Source organism: Devosia aurantiaca (genome assembly GCF_011058215.1).
In the GTDB taxonomy this organism is placed as follows: domain Bacteria; phylum Pseudomonadota; class Alphaproteobacteria; order Rhizobiales; family Devosiaceae; genus Devosia; species Devosia aurantiaca.
On record NZ_JAALFG010000002.1, the window covers coordinates 682,456 to 702,571 of the forward strand.

Sequence of the window (20,116 nt, forward strand, 5' to 3'; positions counted from 1 at the left end):
TCATGGCCACGATCAATCTCGTCGACCTGCACAAGGACTACGGCAATTCCCACGCCGTGCGCGGCATCAACCTTTCGGTGGCCGATGGCGAACTCATCGTCCTTGTCGGCCCCTCCGGCTGCGGCAAGTCCACCCTGCTCCGCATGGTAGCCGGCCTTGAAACCGTGAGCTCCGGGCGCATCGAGATCGGCGGTCGCGATGTGGTCAAGGCCGAGCCAGCAGAGCGCGACATCGCAATGGTGTTCCAGAACTACGCGCTCTACCCGCACATGACCGTGCGCGGAAATCTCGAATACGGCCTCAAGAACCGTGGCACCCCGCGCGCCGAGATCGACCGCCGCGTCAACGAAGCGGCCGAAATCCTCGAAATCGGTCCGATGCTCGATCGCAAGCCGCGCCAGCTCTCCGGTGGCCAGCGCCAGCGCGTCGCCATGGGCCGCGCCATCGTCCGCGAGCCGGCGGCCTTCCTGTTCGACGAACCGCTTTCCAACCTCGATGCCAAGCTGCGCGTCCAGATGCGCGTCGAAATCCGCAAACTCCAGCGCCGCCTCAAGACCACGAGCCTCTACGTCACTCACGACCAGCTCGAAGCCATGACCCTGGCCGATCGGCTTGTGGTCATGAATGGCGGCCTCGTCGAACAGATCGGCACCCCGACCGAAGTCTATGACCGTCCGGCAACGCTTTTCGTCGCGAGCTTCATTGGCTCCCCGCCCATGAACCTCCTGCCGGTTTCCGCCCTCGGCAACACGCAGGGCCTAAACCTGCCCGCCGGAACCGACATGGTGGGCATTCGTCCCGACCAGATGCACCTCGAACCACGCCCCGGTGCCACTGCCCTGCCCGCCACCGCTGAACTGCTCGAACCGATCGGCGGCGAAAGCCACCTTCACCTCCGTCTCGACAGCGGCCACTCCGTTATTCTCAGTGTCCCCGGTCGTCCGTCGATCACCGAGGGCACCGCCGTCACCGTCTACATCGAGCCCGCAGCGCTCCACCCGTTCGATAGCAAAACCGGCCGGCGCACCGACGCCTGAAAGCTCCATTCATGACCACGCTTCCCCCACGCGGACCCGTTCACTCTGAGGTCCAGGCCCACCGCGGCGCCTCTGCCGTCGCCCCTGAAAACACCATCGCCGCCTTTCGCGCCGCCGCCGAACAGGGCGCCAAATGGGTCGAGCTCGACGTCGCCCTCCTGGCCGATGGCACCCTCGTCGTCATCCACGACGACACCGTCGACCGCACCACTTCCGGCAAAGGCTCGCTCGGCGATCTCACTTATGCCGACCTCGCCGAGATGGATGCCGGCAGCTGGTTCGACGCCAAATACGCCGGCGAGCGCCTGCCCACCCTCGAACAGGTAATCGCGGTGCTCGGCGACCTCGGCCTTTCCGCCAATGTCGAGATCAAGCAGCACGCCCATCACAAGTCGCTCGATCAACTCGTCGACGCCGTTCGCAGCGCCATCGCGACGCGCAGACCGGGCACCGAGATCATGATCTCGAGCTTCGACCCCGATTGCCTCAAGGCCATGGCCGCGCTCGAGCCGGATCTCGAGATGGCAATGCTCTGGGTGCAGCCGCCGACCGATTGGGAAGATCAGCTCGCCGCCATCCCGGCCCGCACTATCCACCTCTACTACAAGGCCCTAAGCATCGGCTTTCTGGAAAAGACCCGCGCCAAAGGCATAAAGGTTCGTGCCTGGACGTCGAACGACCCAGCCGAGCTTTATTCCTTCTGGGACGCCGGCCTCACCGGCGTCATCAGCGACAATCCGGCGATCTATCTCCGCTAGGTCGCGGGAAACAGCGTCCAGCGCTTGGGCCGGAAGCTGATCTGGCTGCGCTCGCCGGCGGGATGATCGAACGGCAGGTCGATCTCGACCCGGTGCGACGCGCCGCCCAGCTCAAGCTCCACGCGCCGCGTGCCGCCAACCCGACGGCTCGTGGCGACGACGCCGCGCAGCGCCGCATCGCCTTCGACCAGCTCGATATCGTGCGGCCGGAAAAAGAGCTTGGCCGGCCCCTGCCCCTCCGCCGACGAGATCCCCAGCGGCCGGTCGCCCAGCCAGACGTCACCGCGCTCCACGGTGACCGGCAGTTCGCTGGATTCGCCAATAAAGCCGAAAACGAAGGGTGACGACGGCGTGTCGTAGACCGTGTCTGGCGTTCCCACCTGTTCGATCTTGCCCTGGCTCATGACGCAAAGCCGATCCGCCAGCTCCAGCGCTTCTTCCTGGTCATGCGTAACGAACACCGTAGTGTGCCCGGTGCGCTCATGGATTTCGCGCAGCCACTTGCGCAGCTCGCGCCGCACCTGCGCGTCGAGGGCCCCGAACGGCTCGTCGAGCAACAGCACTGCCGGTTCGATCGCGAGCGCGCGCGCTAGGGCGACACGCTGCCGCTGCCCGCCCGAAAGTTGGCTCGGATAGCGCTTCTCGAGACCCGAAAGCTGCACCAGATCCAGGAGCTCCATCGCCCGGCGCCGGATTTCGCCGGCCGGGGGTCGGGTCGAGCGCGGCCGAACCTTCAGGCCAAACGAAACATTCTCGAGAATCGTCATGTGCCGGAACAGCGCATAGTGCTGGAACACGAAACCGATATTGCGCTCCTGCACGCTCTTTTCCGAAGCGTCGGTATCGCCAAAAAAATCTTGCCCGAGGTTGGACGCTCAAGGCCTGCAATGAGCCGCAAAAGCGTCGTCTTGCCCGAACCGGACGGCCCCAGCAACGCGATCAACTCGCCCGACTTGATATCGAGGGACACCTCATGCAGCGCCGGAAACCGGTCGAATTCCTTGCGAACATGCGAAACGCGTACGTCCATAATCAGTCCTGTCAGTGGCCGCGGCCGGTTGCGGCGAGTTCGTCGCCGTAGCGCCATTCAAGCGCGGTCTTCAGTATCAAGGTCACCAAGGCAAGCAAGGCGAGCAGCGAGGCCAGCGCAAAGGCCGCCGTGCTCTGATACTCATTATAGAACATTTCGACCTGGAGCGGCATGGTCGTGGTCTGCCCGCGGATCTTGCCGGACACCACGGCGACGGCGCCAAACTCACCCATGGCGCGCGCATTGCAGAGCAGCACGCCATAGAGCAGGCCCCATTTGATATTGGGCAGCGTCACGCGCCAAAAGGTCTGCCAGCCGGAAGCGCCCAGCGACAAGGCAGCCTCCTCGTCGCCCGTCCCCTGGTCCTGCATCAGCGGGATCAATTCGCGCGCAACAAAGGGGAAAGTGACGAAGATCGTCGCCAGCACGATGCCCGGCACGGCAAACAGGATCTCGATGCCATAGCTTTTGAGCCACGGCCCCAAAATGCTGCCCGAGCCGAACAGCAGCACATAAACGAGGCCTGAGATCACCGGCGACACCGAGAAGGGCAGATCGATCAGCGTGATCAGAAAGGCCTTGCCCTTGAACTCGAACTTGGCAATCGCCCAGCTTGCGGCAATGCCGAAGATGACATTGAGCGGCACGGCAATGGCCGCCACCAGCAAAGTCAGCCGAATGGCCGATTGCGCGTCGGGCTGCTGCAGCGACTGCCAGAAGACGCCAAAGCCCTGCCGAAATGCCTCGGAAAATACGGCTACCAACGGCAAGACGATAAACAGCGCCATGAAGGCAAGCCCGACCAGGATCAGTGCCCACTGAACGGCGATCGGCTCAGTGGTCGGGGAGGCGCGGCGTGCGCTAGCTGCCATAGCCATACCTCTTGCGGCTCCAGGCCTGGATCAGGTTGATGATGAAGAGCATGACAAAGGAAATCGACAGCATCACCGTGGCGATCACCGCCGCGCCGACATAGTTGAATTCCTCGAGCCGGATGACGATCAGCAGCGGCGCGATTTCGAGACGAAGGGAATATTGCCGGCGATAAAAATCACCGACCCATATTCCCCCACCGCACGGGCGAAGGCCAGGGCAAACCCCGTAAGGATCGCTGGCGCAAGGCTGGGCAACAGCACTTTCGAAATCGTCTGGAAGCGATTGGCGCCGAGCGTCGCCGACGCTTCCTCGACTTCGCGGCTGGTTTCTTCGAGAATCGGCTGGATGGTCCGCACCACAAAAGGCAGGCCGATAAAGATCATCGCGATGGTGATGCCGATCGGCGTATAGGCGATGCGCCAGCCAAGCGGCGCCACCAGTTGGCCTATAAAGCCGTTCGGAGCATAGATGGCGGTGAGCGCAATACCCGCTACCGCGGTCGGTAGGGCGAACGGCAGATCCACTACCGCATCGAACAAGCGGCGGCCCGGAAACCGGTAGCGCACCAGGACCCAGGCGATCAGCGTGCCGAAAACGACATTGATACCGGCGGCAATCAAAGCAGTGACGAAACTGGTGCGCAGCGCCGCCAGCACACGCGGGTCGGTCGCCGCCGTCCAGAAACCGCCCCAGCCCAGACCAGATGCGCGCACCACTAGCGCGATCAGCGGGATTAGGATGATCAGGCAAAAATAGGTAAGCGTAAAACCAAGGGTGAGCCCGAAACCGGGAATGACACTGGGCTGGCGTAGCCGCCACCGAACTGCCATGCATTGCTCCCCAAAAACCCCGGCCGCACCAGCGCCCGCTCAACGACGCAACACTAGCCAGCCAGTCGACTTTCTCAAGGGTGCAATCGGCAACCTTTGGGGTCGAAATAGAAAATCCTTTTGCCGAGGCAGACGCAAACGCAATCGGCGTTCATTGCTGCAGGTTAGATCCGGTTCGACCCAACCAGCACATCCTGCCGCTCTTCCGGCTCCGGCGCTTTGCCGTTGAGGTAGCAGGCTTCCTGCTCGAGCCGTGTCATCGGCACTGCACCCTGCGCCAGATCGGGTAGGCCGCCGAAAAACGCAACCTTGGCAGGCGCTTCCTCGGCGCGCTGGCCGTGCTGCTTACCGGGATCGAGAATTCCGAAAAAGAAAACCATGTCATGCTCCTTGTTGCGGGGTGGCAAAGACGTTTGCGGCCGGCTCTTTCTGAGAACCGGCCGCATCAAGATTACTGGGTCGGACCAGAGTAGATCTGGTCGAACACGCCGCCGTCACCGAAATACTTCGGCTGAGCTCCTCGCGCCAGCCACCGAAATCCTCGATGGTGACGAGGTTCACCTCGCCGAAGCGGGCATTGTCCTCTTCTGCTGCCGCTTCCGGTCGGAAGGGACGATAGTAGTTTGCGGCAGCGATTGCCTGGCCCTCATCCGAATAAAGGTATTCGAGATAGGCCTGTGCCACTTCCGTATTGCCCTTGCGCTCGGCATTGCCCGGCACCAGCGCGACCGGGGGTTCGGCGAGGATCGAGATCGATGGCGTCACGATGTCGAAGGCATCCGGCCCGAGTTCTTCTAGCGCCAGATAGGCTTCGTTTTCCCAGGCGAGCAGCACGTCGCCGATTCCACGCTGCACGAAGGTCGTGGTCGCGCCGCGAGCACCAGTATCGAGCACGGGCACATGGCGGTAGAGCTCGGCGACATATTCCTGTGCCTTGGCTTCGTCGCCGGCATTCGCATCGCGGGCCCAGGCCCAGGCGGCGAGGAAATTCCAGCGAGCGCCGCCGGAGGTCTTTGGATTGGGCGTGATGACTTCGACGCCGTCGTCGATCAGGTCACCCCAGTCGGCGATACCCTTCGGATTGCCCTTGCGCACCAGGAACACGATGGTCGAGGTATAGGGGGCATTGTTGTTTTCGAGCGTGCCGCGCCAGTCGGCCGGGATCAGGTTCGAATTGGCATCGGAAATGGCGTTGATGTCGCTTTCGAGCGCCAGCGTCACGACATCGGCCTCGAGCCCGTCGATCACGGTACGCGCCTGCGAACCCGAACCACCATGGGTCACCTGGATGGCAACGCTTTCGCCCTTGGTTTCCTGCCAATGAGCAACGAAGGCCTCGTTGAACTCGCGATAAAGTTCGCGCGTCGGATCGTAGGAAACGTTGATCAGCGTCTTGTCCTGCGCACGAGCAGTGACCGTAAAGCCGACGGCGAGCGATGCGGCAAGGGCAGTGTAGGCGAGTAGCTTGGCTGTCCGTTTCATGTGGAGCCTCCCAAAGGATGTGATGATCAAAGACTATCAAGTAAGTAGTGTTTTGAAAGGCGTGGTCTTTCGTGCCGACCATGCCCGGGAGAAAATATTTTCGCTGGCTGCCGCCATTTGCGCGACATCCGGCATCCTGTTCCGAAAAGCCGCTCGCCCACCCATGTTTCATTGCGCTTGCGCATGAATACCCAATTCACATCCGGTTCAGATCGAAGGGCTCATAAAGGCGCCTCCAGACCAGAAGGTCTTCCACCATCAGGAGATGATCATGAAATTTCGTCGCTCTCTGACGAACCTCGTAATCGGTGCCGGAGTTCTCTTTGCCACCGCCGCCACCGCCTTTGCCGCCCCGGCTGTTGCCACGGGCAGCGTCAACGTGCGTAGCGGTCCTTCGACCGGCTATGCGCGCGTCGACACCCTCCAGCGCAACCAGCTGGTTGAAGTCACCGGCTGCCGCAGCGGCTGGTGCTATATCGAAAAGCGCGGTGCCGACGGTTGGGTCTCTGCCCGCTACCTGCAGGAAGTGCGTGCCCGCGCAACCAAGCCATCGGTGAGCTTCTCGATCAACTTCGGCACCACGCCCACCGTTCGCCCGCCGCGTCATCACGACAACGACTGGCGCCGCGATCGGGATCGTGACCGTGATCGCGACCGCTGGGATGACCGCGGTGGCAACCATCGCGGCAACTACGGAAACAACAACTCTTCCGGCTTCAGCTTCCAGTTTGGCAACTAAAACGAAAAAGGCCCGCTTCGGCGGGCCTTTCCATTTCCCCTTTGACACCGTCCCCCACCCTGCTAAAGACGCCCCAAGGGCCTATAGCTCAATGGTTAGAGCCGACCGCTCATAACGGTCTGGTTGGGGGTTCAAGTCCCTCTGGGCCCACCATTTTTTGTCTTTTCCAGCCGCATCCGCATCGTTCGCGATGGCTCAGAACAATGAAGCCTGCTCGCTGGCAGCGGGGGTGACCTCATCAAGCACACCGCGGCGCTTCAATTCAGCATTGGCGCTGAAGCGCGAGTCCCCATCCCGGTCTGCGGCAAGCTCGATCAGCGACGCCTGATCGATGATCGACCAGGGCTTGCCGCGATCTCGTCCGGAGCGGACCCGCGGCAAAAGGCCGGGCTGCCGGTTCCACTCGATCATCGCTGTTGGCCCCACCACATTGAGCATGTCGCGCAGATGATGCGCAGTGACATAGGCATCGGGCATGGCTCGGTGCGCGGGCAATCCGAGCTCGTGGATCAGGCCAGCCGGCTTTCGTTGATATCGCAGCATCTGGTTGGAAAAGCCCTGAAGTTCAGGCCAGACCCTCAATGCCGATTTCCACGTGCAGATCCAGTTCGCTCCACCCGCAAGCCTTGGCGTACAATATCGCTGCTCGAACGCCGCCCGATGAGCCGCCAACGCAAGGACGCCGCCATCGGGCTGCAGGATTTCGGGCGCTATGTCCCGCCAGAAAGGGGCGTCTTGGACCCACTCATCCAGGATATGGTGGATCGCCATGGTCTGCGGGCTGATCGGCTTGCCAGGATTGACGAACCTCGCGCCGCGCTCTTCGCTGAGGTCCCAGTCGCCACCGTCAACGGACACCACGTCCTGCCAACCGATCTCGCAGACATCGGTGTTGGCGTCTCCGGCAGTTTCGAGATCTATCACGCGTATTCTGCGAATGCTCACTCACGAACTCCGGCCTCGTCTCGCACCGTAAACGCCCGCAGGACCGTATGGTCGCATGTCGATCCGAGGTGAGACAAGCGTCGCCCAATAAGAAAAGGGTGCCCTCGACGCATCGAGGACACCCTTTCGAGTTGGCCTTGAGGCCAGATTAGTTGGCTTCAGCCGCAACCACGACGCCGGGGAGTAAACCACGGTGCGATTGCTCATGTCGACGAAGTAGGCGCGATCATTGGTGTAGAAGTAGCCGTAGTTTGCGTCGCCTTCGATGACGTGCAGCGTCACATCCTCAGGGACGACATAGCCGACTTCAAGATCACCATCGATCACGACAGGCTCGGTGGGATTGAGGCGGACATAGTCTACCGAAGTGGCCTCTACGCCGCCGGCTGCGCCGATGGCAGCGCCGGTAAAGCCGCCGATAACCGCACCGATCGGACCAAAGACCAGGCCGCCGACCACGGCGCCCGTTGCGCCACCGGCCGCGCTGCCCGTTGCAGCACTGGCTTCCGCATTACCTTTGATGATTTGACCATGCGCCGAAGACAGGCTCAGCAGCGTGACGGCAACAACGGTAGCAATAGTGGTTTTCATTTTGTCCTCGCAAAGTTGAAAGCGATGACCTGATAACCTCACATCGACAATGCGGTTCCGGAGAATTATTGTTAAACTACAGTATTACTTTTTGATTACAGGCCCTGTAATCATCCCGTAAGCTATATTAACAGATTTTATATTGGAACCCGCAGCCTGGTTGGTGGTTGTCAGGGAAACAGGAGAAGTCCCATGATCGCCTTGGCAGCAATGATAGGTTCAGCAATCGTTTTTCTGGCAGGCGGTCTCTATTTGGCGATTGCGATGGGCCAGGAAGCTGCCCAGCAGACATCCGAACCGCGCGTCAGCTGAGCGCCAGCGGCAGCCTGATCTCGACCAGCAATCCACCAAGCGGCGCGGCAGCATAGCTGATCGTGCCGCCGTTCAGTTCAAGGATCTCGGTGGCAATCGCGAGCCCCAGTCCAGTGCCCGGCACGCTCTCGTCATGCCGCACGCCGCGAGCACCGAGCTTGGCCATATGTTCAGGCGCAATGCCCGGACCGTCATCGGCGACCGTCATCAACGCCACATGGCCTTCCGTTGCGCTTTGAATGACCACACTTGAACGGGCCCACTTTGCCGCGTTTTCAAGCGTGACGCCGACAAGTTCAAGCAGGTCCTGGCGATGGATGTCGACCATTAGCTCTTCGCCCAGCTCGGCCTTCCAATGCAGCATTTCCCCGCGCCCGGTCTTGCGCAGCACCGTCATGGTGCGCAGCACGGCGGTGTTGAGCGAACTGCTTTCCCGGTGCTCTCGCGACCGCGGCCTCAGGGATGCAAGACGCATCTGATAATCGACCCGGCTCGACATCTCCTGTGCCAAGTTGTCCAGCGCTTCGGCGTCGGTATCATCTCCCCGGTCGCGCAAGCGCATGGCGACGCCATGGACGGCCGCAAGTGGTGTCTTGAGGCCATGCGCCAGATCCGCCGCTCGCCGCCGGCCGCGTTCCGCGAGCGAATGACGCTCCGCGAGCAGCGCATTGACCTCATCTACCAGGGGCTGAATTTCGCTCGGAAATGCTTCCGTCATCCTCTCCACGTCCCCGCGCCGCACGTCGTCCACGGCGCTGCGAAGCCTGTTGAGAGGGCGAAGGCTCATGCGCAACTGCACCCAGGCGATGCCCAAAATGCCGAGAGCCAAAAGGCTGAACAGTCGCGCGATATCCCAGGCGAAACGCATGCCGGCTTCGTGGATCGGCTCGTGGTCTTCACCTACCGTGATCTCGAAATGCCGATCGCCCAGTTCGATCGGCCGCCGGATCATGATAAGGTGCAGGTTGTCGTCATTGGCAAAATGAAAGGTACCCGTATCCCTGCCCTGTTCGCCGCTCAGTTGTTGGTCGAACAGCGATCGAGACCGCGAAATGGCGCCTGTGTCGGAGTCCTCGATCTGCCAGTAACGACCCCCGAGCGGCGTGTCATAGCGCGGGTCCGGCAAGGGCGACCGGATCGTCGGCTGCGCGGCGTCGGGATCGATCAAGGCAACAATGCGCGTCAGCGCCGCTTCAAGATCTTCCTGAACGCTGCTTTCGAGGTTGGCCACGAAGAGTGTGTGAAGAATGAAACCGGCCAGGATGAGGGAAAAGACCACCATCGAAGCGGCAAGGCCCATAAGCCGCAGGCCAAGCGATTGCCGGTTCAATACGCGTCACCCAAAGTGTAGCCGAAGCCGCGCCTGGTCTTGACCACGTCATGCCCCAGTCGCTTGCGCAATCGCGCCACGAGCACTTCGACGGCGTTGGAGTCGCGCTCGAAATCCTGGCGATAGATATGCTCGGTAATCTCGAGCTGGGACACGACGCGCCCGCGATTGTGCAGGAGATAAGCGATGAGCCGATATTCCTGGGGCGTCAGGTCCATCGGCACGCCGTCGCTCGTCACCTGCATGGTGCGCATGTCGAGCTCGTATTTGCCAAAAACGACGCGCGAACTGGCAATGCCGCTCGATCGGCGGATCAGCGCCCGCATGCGCGCCACGATCTCCTGGGCGTGGAAGGGCTTTACCACATAGTCATCGGCGCCCGCCTCGATCCCTTCGACCCGCTCTTCCCACTGGCCGCGGGCGGTCAGGATCAGCACCGGCGTTTGCAGTCCCCCGCGCCGCCAGCGCTTTAACACGGTCAGGCCGTCCATTTGCGGCAGGCCGAGATCGAGAATGATGGCGTCGAACGCTTCGCTGTCGGCTCGGAACCACACCGTTTCGCCGTCGGACTCGCGATGCACTTCGAAGCCTGATCGGCTCAAAGCGCTCTGCAGCACCTCGGCAATTCGGTCATCGTCCTCGCCAACAAGTATTTTCAAGGTTCACTACCAATGAAGATGCCCGACTGGGCATAGTAATATTCCGTTGTGACTTTGCCGCCCGGGTTCAAGACCTTGATCGCATAGACCAGGAAGCCCCGGACGCTAAGCAATTGGGCGTCGATCATTTCACCGCCGGTTCGTGTGGAAATATCGGGCACGATACTTCCAAGGCTGACCGTTCGGCCCGCGCTGGCCGCGTCGCGCGCATCATCTTCGGTGAACTGGACTATCGCGCTGCTGCTTGCCGGACTGCCAGCACTCGGTGCCGCTGCGCCGCCCCTGCGGAAACTGGAGCACTTGGCGTGCTGACCGCATTGCCGGGCGAAACGCCAATGCCGCCGGTGCTGGGGTTTGAGGCGTTGCCGGAGCTGTTTCCATTATTTCCCGCGTTGCCATTGCCGCTATTGCCGTTTCCCGAATTGCCGTTGCCGCTGCTATTGCCGGAATTGCCGTTGCCATTTCCGTTGTTGCCGGCATTGCCGCTGTTGCCGTTTCCATTACTCCCGGCATTTCCGTTGCCGTTGCCATTGCTGCCGCCGGCACTCCCGTTGCCGTTCCCCCGGCATTGCTGGAATTGCCATTGCCGTTGCCGCTTCCACCGGCATTGCCATTGTTTCCGGAGTTTTCCGAAGAGCCGTTACCGTTTCCATTATTGCCCTGGCTCTCCGACTGGCCGTTTCCATTGCCATTGCCATTGCCATTGCCATTGCCATTCCCGTTGCCGTTCCCATTTCCGTTGCCTTGTGACCATGCAGGCGACACCGAAAAAGCCAGACAAAGCGATATGACCAGAACCCAACGCATCCGCGCACCTTATCATTTCCAAGCTGACAAACGGCTTACAGTCAGACTCACTGCTGCGTCACGGCCAATGTGAAAAGGTGATCGCCGGCGTCCATCCATGCAGGACCGCACCCCTCCGTTGAAGGCCGAATGCTCCGCCGAGCGTCACGGCGCCCATTCGGCCTTCAACGGCCCTTTCCTTTCGCAACATCGCGCGGACTACCCCACAAACGAGTGGGGAATTCGGTTTACGGCTTCTTTATTCCGCCCCTCAGTCAGCGCCGTGGCGCCACGAGGAGCAGATAAATGAACGTCCATATCCGGGCTGAAGCCCACAACATCACCCCCTTCTGGCCATCGCCATCGAAGGGCTGATCATGCGGGTCAATGGCCGCATCGTGACCCCGGAACAGGAGGACTATGACGAGTTGCGCAGCCTGTCCCTGTCCAACTGGGATCAGCGCCCGCTGTTCATCGCCCGGGTCGCCGATGCGGCAGACGTTGCCAATGTCGTCGATTTTGCGCGCCGCCATCAGCTTGAACTCGCCATCCGCAGCGGCGGTCATTCCGTTTGCGGCCACAGTGCCACGGATGGCGGCGTGGTAATCGACCTGCGCGACCTTCAGAGCCTCGACATCGATCTTCAGAACATGAGCGTTTGGGCCGGCAGCGGCCTCACCGCCGGTCAGGTCAGCGCAGCGCTCGACGAGCACGGCGTGGCAGTTGGCTTCGGCGACTCGGCCAGCGTGGGTATCGGCGGCCTCACCCTTGGCGGCGGCGTCGGCTACCTCACGCGCAAGTTCGGTCTGACCATCGACTCGCTGATCGCTGCCGAGATCGTCACCCATTCGGGCAGCATTCTCACCATCAACGAAAGCAAGCATCCTGAACTGTTCTGGGCCATTCGCGGCGGCGGCGGCAATTTCGGCGTCGTCACGCGCTTCCGCTACCGGCTCAACCCGCTGCCGCATTTCACCGGCGGCCCACTGGTCTTGCCCGCAACGCCCGAAGTTCTCGCCGGCTTTGCTGCTGCCGCAAAGGCTGCTCCCGATGAACTATCGACCATTTTGATGGCCATGCCCGCCCCACCCCTGCCCTTCCTCCCGCCGGAACTTTACGGCAAGACGGTTTTGATGGGCATGATGGCCTATGCAGGTCCGGTCGAAGACGCCCAAGAGGCGCTCGCACCCTTCCGCGCCCTCGCTACCCCGCTTGCAGATCTGGTCCGTCCGGGTCCCTACAGCATGATGTACTTGCCCGAGGACCCGACCATGAAGCCCGCACTATCAGTGCGCACCCTGTACAAGGACAATCTCGATGTTGCCGAAGCCAAGGCGATCCTCGATCGCGTCGAGCGTTGCGCCGCCCCGATGCGCATGGCTCAGGTTCGTGTTCTGGGCGGGGCGGTCAAGCGTGTCCCCGCTGAAACGACTGCCTATGGCCACCGCGACGCCGAAATGCTGATCGCCTTCCTCGCCATGGACCGCGATGCCGAAGCTGCCGCGCGCAACGATCTTTGGGCCGACGATTGCGTCGCCTCGGTCGGCGGCGGCGATGGCAGCGCCTACTCTAACTTCCTCGCCGATAAGGGTCCGGAAACCGCTAGAGCCGCCTACACCACCGGCATCTGGAAGCGCCTGCGCGAAGTCAAGCGCGCTTACGATCCGATGAACTTCTTCCGTCGCAATCACACAACATTCCGCCAGCCTGATTTTGACTGGCGACAGAAAAGCGGCGGCCCCCACGCGGAGGCCGCCGTTTTGTTTATTCGGTTACCAGCGGCGCCTGAACACCTGGTCGGCAATGCCGCGATTGCGTGACGCCGCCATGACCGGAATAAGCAGGGCATCGATCAGCCACCAAAGGCCCACAAGCGCCCAAAGAAAGCCAAGCAGGCCGAAGCTCAGAAAGCTCAAAAGCAGCACGACGCCCGAGAAGCCGAGCATGATCAACCCGCTCAGCGGCCTACCGAGATAAAACCGGTGCGCGCCGACATAGCCCAGAAACAGCCAGAGCACGTAAGCAACGAGCAGGGACTTCTTCTCAATATCGTATTGGACAGCAGCGCGGTCGTTGGTCATGGTTTCTCCTGTTGGCGACACATAAATGGTCACCCCTGCCCCGCCTTCAAGAAGCGAGCCGAAATCAATGCGCGAAGGCGACATCATCCAAGGCCTGATCCGCGGCTTGTCCGTCATCGAATGCTTTGACGAAACCCATGCCCGCATGTCGATCACCGATGTCGCCGAGCGCACGGGGCTTGAGCGCGCCACGGCCCGTCGCTGTCTCCTCACCCTCGCCCATCTCGGCTACGCCACCTATGACGGCAAGTTCTTCCAGCTGACGCCGCGCGTCCTCAACCTCGGCCACTCCTATCTGGCGACCACGCCGCTGCCCCGGCTGATCCAGCCCTTCCTCGACGAACTTTCCCACGCGACCAGCGAATCGACCTCCGCTGCCGTGCTCGAAGGCACCGACATCCTCTACATCGCCCGCGCCTCCACCCGCCGCGTCATGTCGATCAACCTCGCCCCCGGCGCCCGCCTTCCGGCCTACTGCACCTCGATGGGCCGCACGCTCCTCGCTGCCCTGCCCGCCGAGGAAGCGCGCGCCATCCTCGACCGCTCGAACTCATGGCCTACACCCCCACACCAAGGCAGACATGGCCAGCATCACGATCGAACTCGGCGTCGTCGCCGCGCAGGGCTTTGCCGTCATCGACCAGGAACTCGAAATCGGCCTCTGCTCCATCGCCGTGCCGCTGGTCAACGCCCACGGCAAGGTGGTTGCCGCCATCAATATCGGCGCGCAAACGGCACGAGCGCCGACCTCCCGCATGATCGCCCATTTCTTGCCCCTGATGCGCAAGCTCCAGGCCGAAGTGCGCCCCTGCTGCGTTAATTCTGCGTCACATAGGGCAGCCTGTTCTGTAACAGTCCACAGCCACCCAATGAAAATTGCCCGACAGATCAGTCACTTAGACTGTCACAATCCAGTCATTCAGCTGCAATAAAACTGTCGTCCAGCACTTCTATGGTCGCCACGTCCAAGGGCGGCCTCAAGGTCGGCCCGTACAAACGAATTCGTAAAGGGAAATCCCATGAAGACCGCACTTTTCGCCAGTGCAGCCGTGATCGCGCTGGCCGCGTTCGGCACCACTGCTGCCTTTGCCCAGTCGCGCGACACCATCCAGGTCGCCGGCTCGTCGACGGTCCTGCCCTTCGCCTCGATCGTCGCTGAAGAATTCAGTGCCTCCTTCCCCGAGTTCAAGACCCCGGTCGTCGGTTCGGGCGGCACCGGTGGCGGTCTCAGCCAGTTCTGTGAAGGCGTTGGCGACAACACCATCGACATCGCCAATGCCTCGCGCCAGATCCGCGACGGCGAGCGCGAAGCCTGCACCGCCGCTGGCGTCACCGACATCCGCGAAGTCCAGTTCGGCTTCGACGGCATCGTCTTTGCCTCATCTGCCAATGGCCCGGACTTCGCCCTGACCCCGCTCCAGGTCTATAAGGCAATCGCCGCTCAGGTCGTCGTCGATGGCGCCCTCGTCGACAACCCCTATACCAACTGGTCCGAGATCGACCCTTCGCTCCCCGACCAGCCGATCGCCCTCGCGATCCCCGCTTCCAACCACGGCACCCGTGAAGTCTTCCAGGAGAAGGTTGTCTCGGCGGGTTTTGAAGAAGCCGGTGCTCCCGAAGGTCTTTCGGAAGAAGAACTCGAAGCTGCCGAAACCACCTTCCGCCAGGACGTGGTCATCGAAATCTCGGGCGACTACACCGAGACCCTTGCCCGCCTCAATTCCGATCCCAACACCGTCGGCGTCTTCGGCCTGTCCTTCTACGAACAGAACACCGACACCCTCAAGGTCGCGACCGTCGACGGCGTTGAACCGACCAAGGCAACCGTCGCTGCCGGCGAATATCCGGTGTCCCGCCCGCTCTTCTTCTACGTCAAGGGTCAGCATATCGGCGTGATCCCCGGCCTTGAAGAATACGTCCAGTACTTCCTCTCCGAAGGCGTTTCGGGCGAAGGCGGTATCCTGGAAGCCGCTGGCCTGATCCCGCAGCCGGCTGAAACCACTGCTGAAATCCTCGCCTCCTTCGAAGCTGGCGCTGCTCAGTAATCTGCCCAGCGGGCCGCGTCACTCCCGGCGCAGCCCGCATCTTTTTCTTGTGCGGGGGCACATCGATGAATGCGTTGATCATAGCCGCTGTCCTGCTTGTCCTTTTGGGCGTGTCCTACCAGTCCGGCTTCGCCAAGAGCCGCGGGCTCGTCACCGCCGATGGGGTCAAGGTTCACTCCCGCCCGCAATATCACGGCTCCTATTCCGCCCTCTGGACCATGATCCCGGCACTCGCCGTGCTGCTGCTCTGGTTCTGGTTCGGCGCCGGCATCACCCGCTCCTATACCGTTGGCCTCCTGCCCCAGGACGTGCTGCTCTCGCTCGACCAGACGGGCCTTAACGCCACCCTGACGCGCATCAACGCCCTGGCCACCGGCTATGGCGTCGCCGGCGAAGTCGCCCCCTACGAACAGTCTGCCGGCGAAGCGCTGCGCTCGTTCAACTTCCTCACCTTTGCCGGCACGTTGGTCCTTGCGGTCCTCGCCGGCGGCGCCGGCTTCGTCTATGCCCGCAACCGCATCAGCGCGCGCCTTCGCGCCCGCAATTCCGTCGAGCGCGTCATTGGCCTCCTCCTGCTGGCCTGCTCTGCCGTCGCCATCCTCACGACCGTCGGCATCGTCGCTTCGCTGGTAACCGAAGCCTTCAAGTTCTTCACCTTCATCAACCCCATCGATTTCTTCTTCGGCACCGTTTGGGCCCCCAACAATGCCGGTGGCGCTGCCAACCCAGGCAAGTACGGCCTCCTGCCGCTTCTTGCCGGCACGCTGATGATCACCGCCATCGCCATGCTGGTCGCGGTTCCGGTGGGCCTCATGGCCGCGATCTATCTCAGCCAATATGCACCGCGTCAGTTCCGCGCCGTTGCCAAGCCCTTCATCGAAATCCTCGCGGGCATCCCGACCATCGTCTTCGGCTTCTTTGCCCTCGTGACGGTCGGCCCCTTCCTCCGCGATTTCGGCGCCCTGCTCGGGCTTAGCGTCAATGCCACCAGCGCCCTCACCGCCGGCGTGGTCATGGGCATTATGATCATCCCCTTCGTGTCCTCGCTCTCCGACGACATCCTCAACCAGGTCCCCCGCACCCTGCGCGATGGTGCCTATGGCCTGGGCGCCACCCAGTCCGAAACCATCCGCAACGTCCTCCTGCCCGCTGCCCTTCCCGGCATTGTCGGCGCCTTTCTTCTCGCCGTCAGCCGCGCCATCGGGGAAACCATGATCGTGGTTCTGGCCTCGGGCAATTCCCCGGTCCTGCGCGGCAATCCGCTCGAGCCGGTCTCGACCATCACCGTTTCCATCGTCAACCAGCTCACCGGCGACACCGATTTCACCGGTCCGCAGTCGCTGGTCGGCTTTGCGCTCGGCCTCACGCTCTTTGTCGTGACGCTCTGCCTCAACATCTTCGCCCTCTACATCGTCCGCCGCTTCCGGGAGCAGTACGAATAAAATGGCAACCGATACGCTCAACTCTCCCGGCGCTGCTCGCGCCCGTGCCGTGCGCTCCAGCCTCCGCCGCCGTCACCTCAGCGAGCAGATCTTCCGCGGCTTCGGCATCCTCGCCATCGCCCTCGCGCTCGGCTTTGTGGTCCTGCTGTTCGTCGACGTGTTCCGCAAGGGCATCCCGGCTTTCGTTCAGTCCAACCTCCACCTCTCGGTCACCTTCGATCCCGAGATCATCGACGTCAGCCCGGCGCCTGCCCGCAATGGCTTTGCCACCGAAGCCGAGTTCACCGCCGCAAGCCTCGCCTGGCAGCGCGAAGTGGCCCTCCTCAACTGGAACCAGGTCATAGAAGCCTCGCTGCGCCAGGCGGCTCCCGCCGGCACCGATATCGACAGCCGCACGCTCCTTTCCATTGCCGAAACCAATGCGCGTCACCAGGTGCGCGAAATGTTCGTCGCCAACCCGACCTTGCTCGGCCAGACCGTCGAGATCGACGTGCTGGCCTCAGCCAATGCCGCAAACTGGATCAAGGGCAACATCAACCGCGAACTGGGCGACGCGCAGCAGCAGCTTGCCGCCCCCGCCCGCGCCCTGATCGACACCTTTGTCGACAACGGAACCATCAGCAACGGCTTCGCCTGGTCGATCTTCACCAATGTCGATAGCCGCTCGGCACCGGCCGCCGCAGGTCTCCTCGGGGCCTTTGCTGGCACCATGTGGATGATGTTGATCGTGATCGTGCTCGCAGTTCCGATCGGGGTGGCCGCAGCGATCTATCTAGAAGAGTTCGCCCCGAAGTCGCGGCTGACCGACCTCATCGAAGTCAACATCAACAACCTCGCCGCGGTCCCCTCCATCGTCTTCGGTCTCTTGGGCGCGGCCGTGTTCATCAACTGGTTCCACCTGCCGATCTCGGCGCCCATCGTTGGCGGCCTAGTGCTGACCCTGATGACCCTGCCCACCATCATTATCGCCACGCGTGGCGCCCTGATGGGCGTCTCCCCCGCCCTCCGCCAGGCTGCGCTCGGCATGGGTGCCTCAAGGACGCAGATGGTTTTCCACCACGTCCTGCCGGTCACCTTCCCTTCCATCCTGACTGCGACCATCCTTGGCGTTGCCCACGCGCTGGGCGAGACGGCGCCGCTCCTTCTGATCGGCATGAAGGCCTTCGTCGCCTCGGTTCCGGCTACCCCGCTCGATCAGGCGACCGCTCTCCCGGTCCAGATCTTCCTCTGGCAGGGCAACGAGAACCGCAATTTCTTTGAACCCCGCACGGCCGCCGCCATCATGGTGCTGCTGGCCGTGATGATCCTGCTCAATGGCGTCGCGATCTTCCTCCGCTCCCGCCTCGAAAAGCGCGCTTAAGGAGACTTTGAAAAATGGATATGCTTGCCGGTAAGGTCAAAGTCACTTCTCAAACCCTGGGCTCCAATATGAACCCCACCGACTTCGTCGATCGTCCCATTCGCCTCACCGCGCGCGACGTCACCGTCCATTACGGTCCCAAGCAAGCGCTGCATGGCATTTCGATCGACATCCCGGATCGCGCCGTCACCTCCTTCATCGGACCCTCGGGCTGCGGCAAGTCCACCTTTTTGCGCTGTATCAACCGCATGAACGACACCATTGAAGGCGCCAAGGTCGGCGGTCGCATCGAGCTCGATGGCCAGGATATCTATGCGCCCGATCTGGACGTCGTCGAACTGCGCGCCCGCATCGGCATGGTCTTCCAGAAGCCCAACCCGTTCCCCAAGTCGATCTACGAAAACGTCGCCTACGGCCCCAAGATTCACGGCATCGCCCGCAACAAGGCCGATATGGATGAGATCGTCATCTCCTCCCTGCGCAAGGCCGGCCTCTTCGAAGAGGTCAAAGATCGCCTCAACGAGCCCGGCACCGGCCTTTCCGGCGGCCAGCAGCAGCGTCTCTGCATCGCCCGCGCCATTGCCGTCGGCCCTGAAGTGATCCTCATGGACGAGCCCTGCTCCGCCCTAGACCCGATCGCCACCGCCATCATCGAAGAGCTGATCGACGAGCTGCGCGAAAACTACACCATCGTCATCGTCACCCACTCCATGCAGCAGGCCGCCCGCGTCTCCCAGAAGACCGCCTTCTTCCACCTGGGCAACCTCATCGAGCATGGCGACACCGAAGACATCTTCACCAATCCGGTGAACAAGCAGACCCAGGACTACATCATGGGTCGCATCGGCTAACAAAGCGCAGTCAGCAAAAGTGGTCCCGGTTTTGCGCTTCGACTGCGCGACCAAAAGACCGCTGGAGGAAAGATCATGCCCAATACCGGCACCGACCACATCGTTACGTCCTACAACGAAGAGCTGCACGCCCTTGCCCAGGCCATTGCCGAAATGGGTGGCCAGGTCGAAGTCGCTATCGAAAACGGCACCCGTGCCCTGCTCAAGCTCGATCGCGAACTGGCTGACGTCACCATTATCGCCGACCAGCGCATCGACGAGATGCAGCGCAAGATCGACGACATGGCTGTCTCCATGATCGCCCGCCGTCAGCCCATGGCCTCCGACCTTCGCGCCATCATCACCTCGGTGCATGTGGCATCCGATCTCGAGCGCATCGGCGACATGGCCAAGCAACTGGCTCGCCGTTCGCTCAAGCTCGAAGGCATCAACCTCCAGCCCACCTTCTATAACGGCGTCAAGAACATGACCGCACTGGTCATGGGCCAGGTCAAGGATGCGCTCGACGCCTATTCCAACCGCGACTCGGCCGCGTCGGTCGAAGTCTGCAACCGCGACGACCAGGTCGATGCGATGCACACTTCGCTCTTCCGCGAACTCCTCACCTACATGATGGAAGATCCGCGCAACATCACCACCTGCACGCATCTCCTGTTCTGCGCCAAGAGCCTCGAACGCATCGGCGACCACGCCACCAACATCGCCGAACGCGCCTACTACCTCGCCACCGGCAAGCAACTCACCGGCGACGTCCAGCAACTGCAACGCCAGCAGATCAAGGCCTGACCACCGTCGCTGTCTGAGCTGCCACACCAGTAGACCTCGTCCTGAGCTGCCACACCAACAGACCTCATCCTGAGCCTGTCGAAGGACGAGGTCGTGGCACTCAAGTCTCCACTCGCGCGACCTCGTGGTTCGACAAGCTCACCATGAGGTCTTTACCGCGGCAGCGTCCGCCAATG

19 protein-coding genes, 1 tRNA gene and 4 pseudogenes are annotated in these 20,116 nt (G+C 62.0%); 11 read left to right on the forward strand and 13 right to left on the reverse strand.

The features are described from left to right. The first annotated feature begins 2 nt into the window (after nucleotides 1-2). Both G5575_RS11010 and G5575_RS11015 read left to right on the forward strand, forming a co-directional pair. Nucleotides 3-1,037, forward strand: coding sequence for a sn-glycerol-3-phosphate import ATP-binding protein UgpC (locus G5575_RS11010; protein ID WP_164534352.1), 1,035 nt, complete (start codon nucleotides 3-5; stop codon nucleotides 1,035-1,037). Nucleotides 1,038-1,048: 11 nt separating this feature from the next. Next, the gene (locus G5575_RS11015) at nucleotides 1,049-1,795 is read left to right on the forward strand and encodes a glycerophosphoryl diester phosphodiesterase (protein WP_164534353.1); all 747 of its coding nucleotides are present in this window, start codon (nucleotides 1,049-1,051) and stop codon (nucleotides 1,793-1,795) included. On the opposite strand, the gene G5575_RS21765 is transcribed toward G5575_RS11015, so the two are convergent. From G5575_RS21765 to G5575_RS11040, 6 genes and pseudogenes are all read right to left on the reverse strand, one after another. After that, nucleotides 1,792-2,199, reverse strand: a complete 408-nt coding sequence (locus tag G5575_RS21765) for a TOBE-like domain-containing protein (protein ID WP_235935992.1) — start codon at nucleotides 2,197-2,199, stop codon at nucleotides 1,792-1,794. The genes G5575_RS11015 and G5575_RS21765 overlap by 4 nt on opposite strands. Nucleotides 2,200-2,292: 93 nt before the next feature. Then, nucleotides 2,293-2,882, reverse strand: a pseudogene (locus G5575_RS21770) (sulfate/molybdate ABC transporter ATP-binding protein); the annotation flags it as partial. Then, nucleotides 2,837-3,697 carry a sulfate ABC transporter permease subunit CysW gene (gene cysW, locus G5575_RS11025; protein ID WP_164534354.1) on the reverse strand — a complete coding sequence of 287 codons (861 nt, stop codon included), beginning with the start codon at nucleotides 3,695-3,697 and terminating at the stop codon, nucleotides 2,837-2,839. The pseudogene G5575_RS21770 and the gene cysW, both read right to left, overlap by 46 nt. Beyond that, nucleotides 3,687-4,531, reverse strand: a pseudogene (cysT, locus tag G5575_RS11030) (sulfate ABC transporter permease subunit CysT). Before cysT ends, cysW begins: the two are co-directional and overlap by 11 nt. A 164-nt stretch (nucleotides 4,532-4,695) precedes the next feature. Then, nucleotides 4,696-4,911, reverse strand: a complete 216-nt coding sequence (locus G5575_RS11035; protein WP_164534355.1) for a hypothetical protein — start codon at nucleotides 4,909-4,911, stop codon at nucleotides 4,696-4,698. 71 nt (nucleotides 4,912-4,982) lie between these two features. Then, a pseudogene (locus G5575_RS11040) lies at nucleotides 4,983-6,013 on the reverse strand (sulfate ABC transporter substrate-binding protein). Between the two features lie 271 nt (nucleotides 6,014-6,284). On the opposite strand from G5575_RS11040, the gene G5575_RS11045 reads away from it, so the two are divergent. Next, nucleotides 6,285-6,752 (forward strand): SH3 domain-containing protein, encoded by a 468-nt coding sequence (locus G5575_RS11045; protein WP_164534356.1) that lies wholly within the window; start codon nucleotides 6,285-6,287, stop codon nucleotides 6,750-6,752. A 77-nt stretch (nucleotides 6,753-6,829) separates the two neighbouring features. Continuing rightward, nucleotides 6,830-6,905 (forward strand) — tRNA-Ile (locus G5575_RS11050). A gap of 42 nt (nucleotides 6,906-6,947) precedes the next feature. Here the strand turns inward: G5575_RS11050 and G5575_RS11055 are convergent. The 6 genes from G5575_RS11055 to G5575_RS19405 all read right to left on the reverse strand — a co-directional run bounded on the left by G5575_RS11055 (nucleotide 6,948) and on the right by G5575_RS19405 (nucleotide 11,396). Continuing rightward, the gene (locus G5575_RS11055; RefSeq protein ID WP_164534357.1) at nucleotides 6,948-7,697 is read right to left on the reverse strand and encodes a DNA polymerase III subunit epsilon; all 750 of its coding nucleotides are present in this window, start codon (nucleotides 7,695-7,697) and stop codon (nucleotides 6,948-6,950) included. Next, complete coding sequence (locus tag G5575_RS11060; RefSeq protein WP_164534358.1) at nucleotides 7,698-8,288, reverse strand: DUF1236 domain-containing protein; 591 nt, start codon at nucleotides 8,286-8,288, stop codon at nucleotides 7,698-7,700. It abuts the gene before it with no gap. Between the two features lie 304 nt (nucleotides 8,289-8,592). Continuing rightward, nucleotides 8,593-9,930, reverse strand: a complete 1,338-nt coding sequence (locus G5575_RS11065) for a sensor histidine kinase (RefSeq protein ID WP_164534359.1) — start codon at nucleotides 9,928-9,930, stop codon at nucleotides 8,593-8,595. Next, complete coding sequence (locus tag G5575_RS11070) at nucleotides 9,927-10,589, reverse strand: response regulator transcription factor (RefSeq protein WP_164534360.1); 663 nt, start codon at nucleotides 10,587-10,589, stop codon at nucleotides 9,927-9,929. Before G5575_RS11070 ends, G5575_RS11065 begins: the two co-directional genes overlap by 4 nt. Next, on the reverse strand, nucleotides 10,586-10,750 hold the full coding sequence (locus tag G5575_RS11075; RefSeq protein ID WP_164534361.1) for a PepSY domain-containing protein: 165 nt from the start codon (nucleotides 10,748-10,750) through the stop codon (nucleotides 10,586-10,588). Before G5575_RS11075 ends, G5575_RS11070 begins: the two co-directional genes overlap by 4 nt. 49 nt (nucleotides 10,751-10,799) lie before the next feature. Beyond that, entirely contained in the window at nucleotides 10,800-11,396 is a 597-nt protein-coding gene (locus G5575_RS19405; protein ID WP_207633104.1) for a hypothetical protein, read from the reverse strand. 356 nt (nucleotides 11,397-11,752) lie between these two features. Between G5575_RS19405 and G5575_RS11085 the strand changes: the two genes are divergently transcribed. Beyond that, entirely contained in the window at nucleotides 11,753-13,195 is a 1,443-nt protein-coding gene (locus G5575_RS11085; RefSeq protein WP_164534362.1) for an FAD-binding oxidoreductase, read from the forward strand. Here the strand turns inward: G5575_RS11085 and G5575_RS11090 are convergent. Beyond that, a complete protein-coding gene (locus G5575_RS11090) occupies nucleotides 13,148-13,456 on the reverse strand; it encodes a TM2 domain-containing protein (RefSeq protein ID WP_164534363.1) in 309 nt (102 codons plus the stop codon). The two genes, G5575_RS11085 and G5575_RS11090, sit on opposite strands and share 48 nt — an antisense overlap. 67 nt (nucleotides 13,457-13,523) lie before the next feature. Here G5575_RS11090 and G5575_RS11095 point away from each other — a divergent pair. From G5575_RS11095 to phoU, 6 genes and pseudogenes are all read left to right on the forward strand, one after another. Next, nucleotides 13,524-14,262: pseudogene (locus tag G5575_RS11095) on the forward strand (IclR family transcriptional regulator domain-containing protein); the annotation flags it as partial. Nucleotides 14,263-14,475: 213 nt separating this feature from the next. Then, entirely contained in the window at nucleotides 14,476-15,501 is a 1,026-nt protein-coding gene (locus G5575_RS11100; protein WP_164534364.1) for a PstS family phosphate ABC transporter substrate-binding protein, read from the forward strand. A 65-nt stretch (nucleotides 15,502-15,566) separates the two neighbouring features. Continuing rightward, complete coding sequence (gene pstC / locus G5575_RS11105; protein ID WP_164534365.1) at nucleotides 15,567-16,943, forward strand: phosphate ABC transporter permease subunit PstC; 1,377 nt, start codon at nucleotides 15,567-15,569, stop codon at nucleotides 16,941-16,943. Nucleotide 16,944: 1 nt separating this feature from the next. Continuing rightward, a complete protein-coding gene (gene pstA / locus G5575_RS11110; protein WP_164534366.1) occupies nucleotides 16,945-18,303 on the forward strand; it encodes a phosphate ABC transporter permease PstA in 1,359 nt (452 codons plus the stop codon). A 68-nt stretch (nucleotides 18,304-18,371) separates the two neighbouring features. Next, complete coding sequence (gene pstB, locus G5575_RS11115; RefSeq protein WP_164534748.1) at nucleotides 18,372-19,154, forward strand: phosphate ABC transporter ATP-binding protein PstB; 783 nt, start codon at nucleotides 18,372-18,374, stop codon at nucleotides 19,152-19,154. A gap of 75 nt (nucleotides 19,155-19,229) precedes the next feature. After that, a complete protein-coding gene (gene phoU / locus G5575_RS11120) occupies nucleotides 19,230-19,940 on the forward strand; it encodes a phosphate signaling complex protein PhoU (RefSeq protein ID WP_164534367.1) in 711 nt (236 codons plus the stop codon). Nucleotides 19,941-20,116: the final 176 nt, after the last annotated feature.

Coding starts and splice junctions, on each gene's coding strand:
- G5575_RS11010 (WP_164534352.1), top strand. CDS start 3: ATGGCCACGATCAATCTCGTCGACCTGCACAAGGACTACGGCAATTCC.
- G5575_RS11015 (WP_164534353.1), top strand. CDS start 1,049: ATGACCACGCTTCCCCCACGCGGACCCGTTCACTCTGAGGTCCAGGCC.
- G5575_RS21765 (WP_235935992.1), bottom strand. CDS start 2,199: ATGAGCCAGGGCAAGATCGAACAGGTGGGAACGCCAGACACGGTCTAC.
- cysW (WP_164534354.1), bottom strand. CDS start 3,697: ATGGCAGCTAGCGCACGCCGCGCCTCCCCGACCACTGAGCCGATCGCC.
- G5575_RS11035 (WP_164534355.1), bottom strand. CDS start 4,911: ATGGTTTTCTTTTTCGGAATTCTCGATCCCGGTAAGCAGCACGGCCAG.
- G5575_RS11045 (WP_164534356.1), top strand. CDS start 6,285: ATGAAATTTCGTCGCTCTCTGACGAACCTCGTAATCGGTGCCGGAGTT.
- G5575_RS11060 (WP_164534358.1), bottom strand. CDS start 8,288: ATGAAAACCACTATTGCTACCGTTGTTGCCGTCACGCTGCTGAGCCTG.
- G5575_RS19405 (WP_207633104.1), bottom strand. CDS start 11,396: ATGCGTTGGGTTCTGGTCATATCGCTTTGTCTGGCTTTTTCGGTGTCG.
- G5575_RS11085 (WP_164534362.1), top strand. CDS start 11,753: ATGCGGGTCAATGGCCGCATCGTGACCCCGGAACAGGAGGACTATGAC.
- G5575_RS11090 (WP_164534363.1), bottom strand. CDS start 13,456: ATGACCAACGACCGCGCTGCTGTCCAATACGATATTGAGAAGAAGTCC.
- G5575_RS11100 (WP_164534364.1), top strand. CDS start 14,476: ATGAAGACCGCACTTTTCGCCAGTGCAGCCGTGATCGCGCTGGCCGCG.
- pstC (WP_164534365.1), top strand. CDS start 15,567: ATGAATGCGTTGATCATAGCCGCTGTCCTGCTTGTCCTTTTGGGCGTG.
- pstA (WP_164534366.1), top strand. CDS start 16,945: ATGGCAACCGATACGCTCAACTCTCCCGGCGCTGCTCGCGCCCGTGCC.
- pstB (WP_164534748.1), top strand. CDS start 18,372: ATGAACCCCACCGACTTCGTCGATCGTCCCATTCGCCTCACCGCGCGC.
- phoU (WP_164534367.1), top strand. CDS start 19,230: ATGCCCAATACCGGCACCGACCACATCGTTACGTCCTACAACGAAGAG.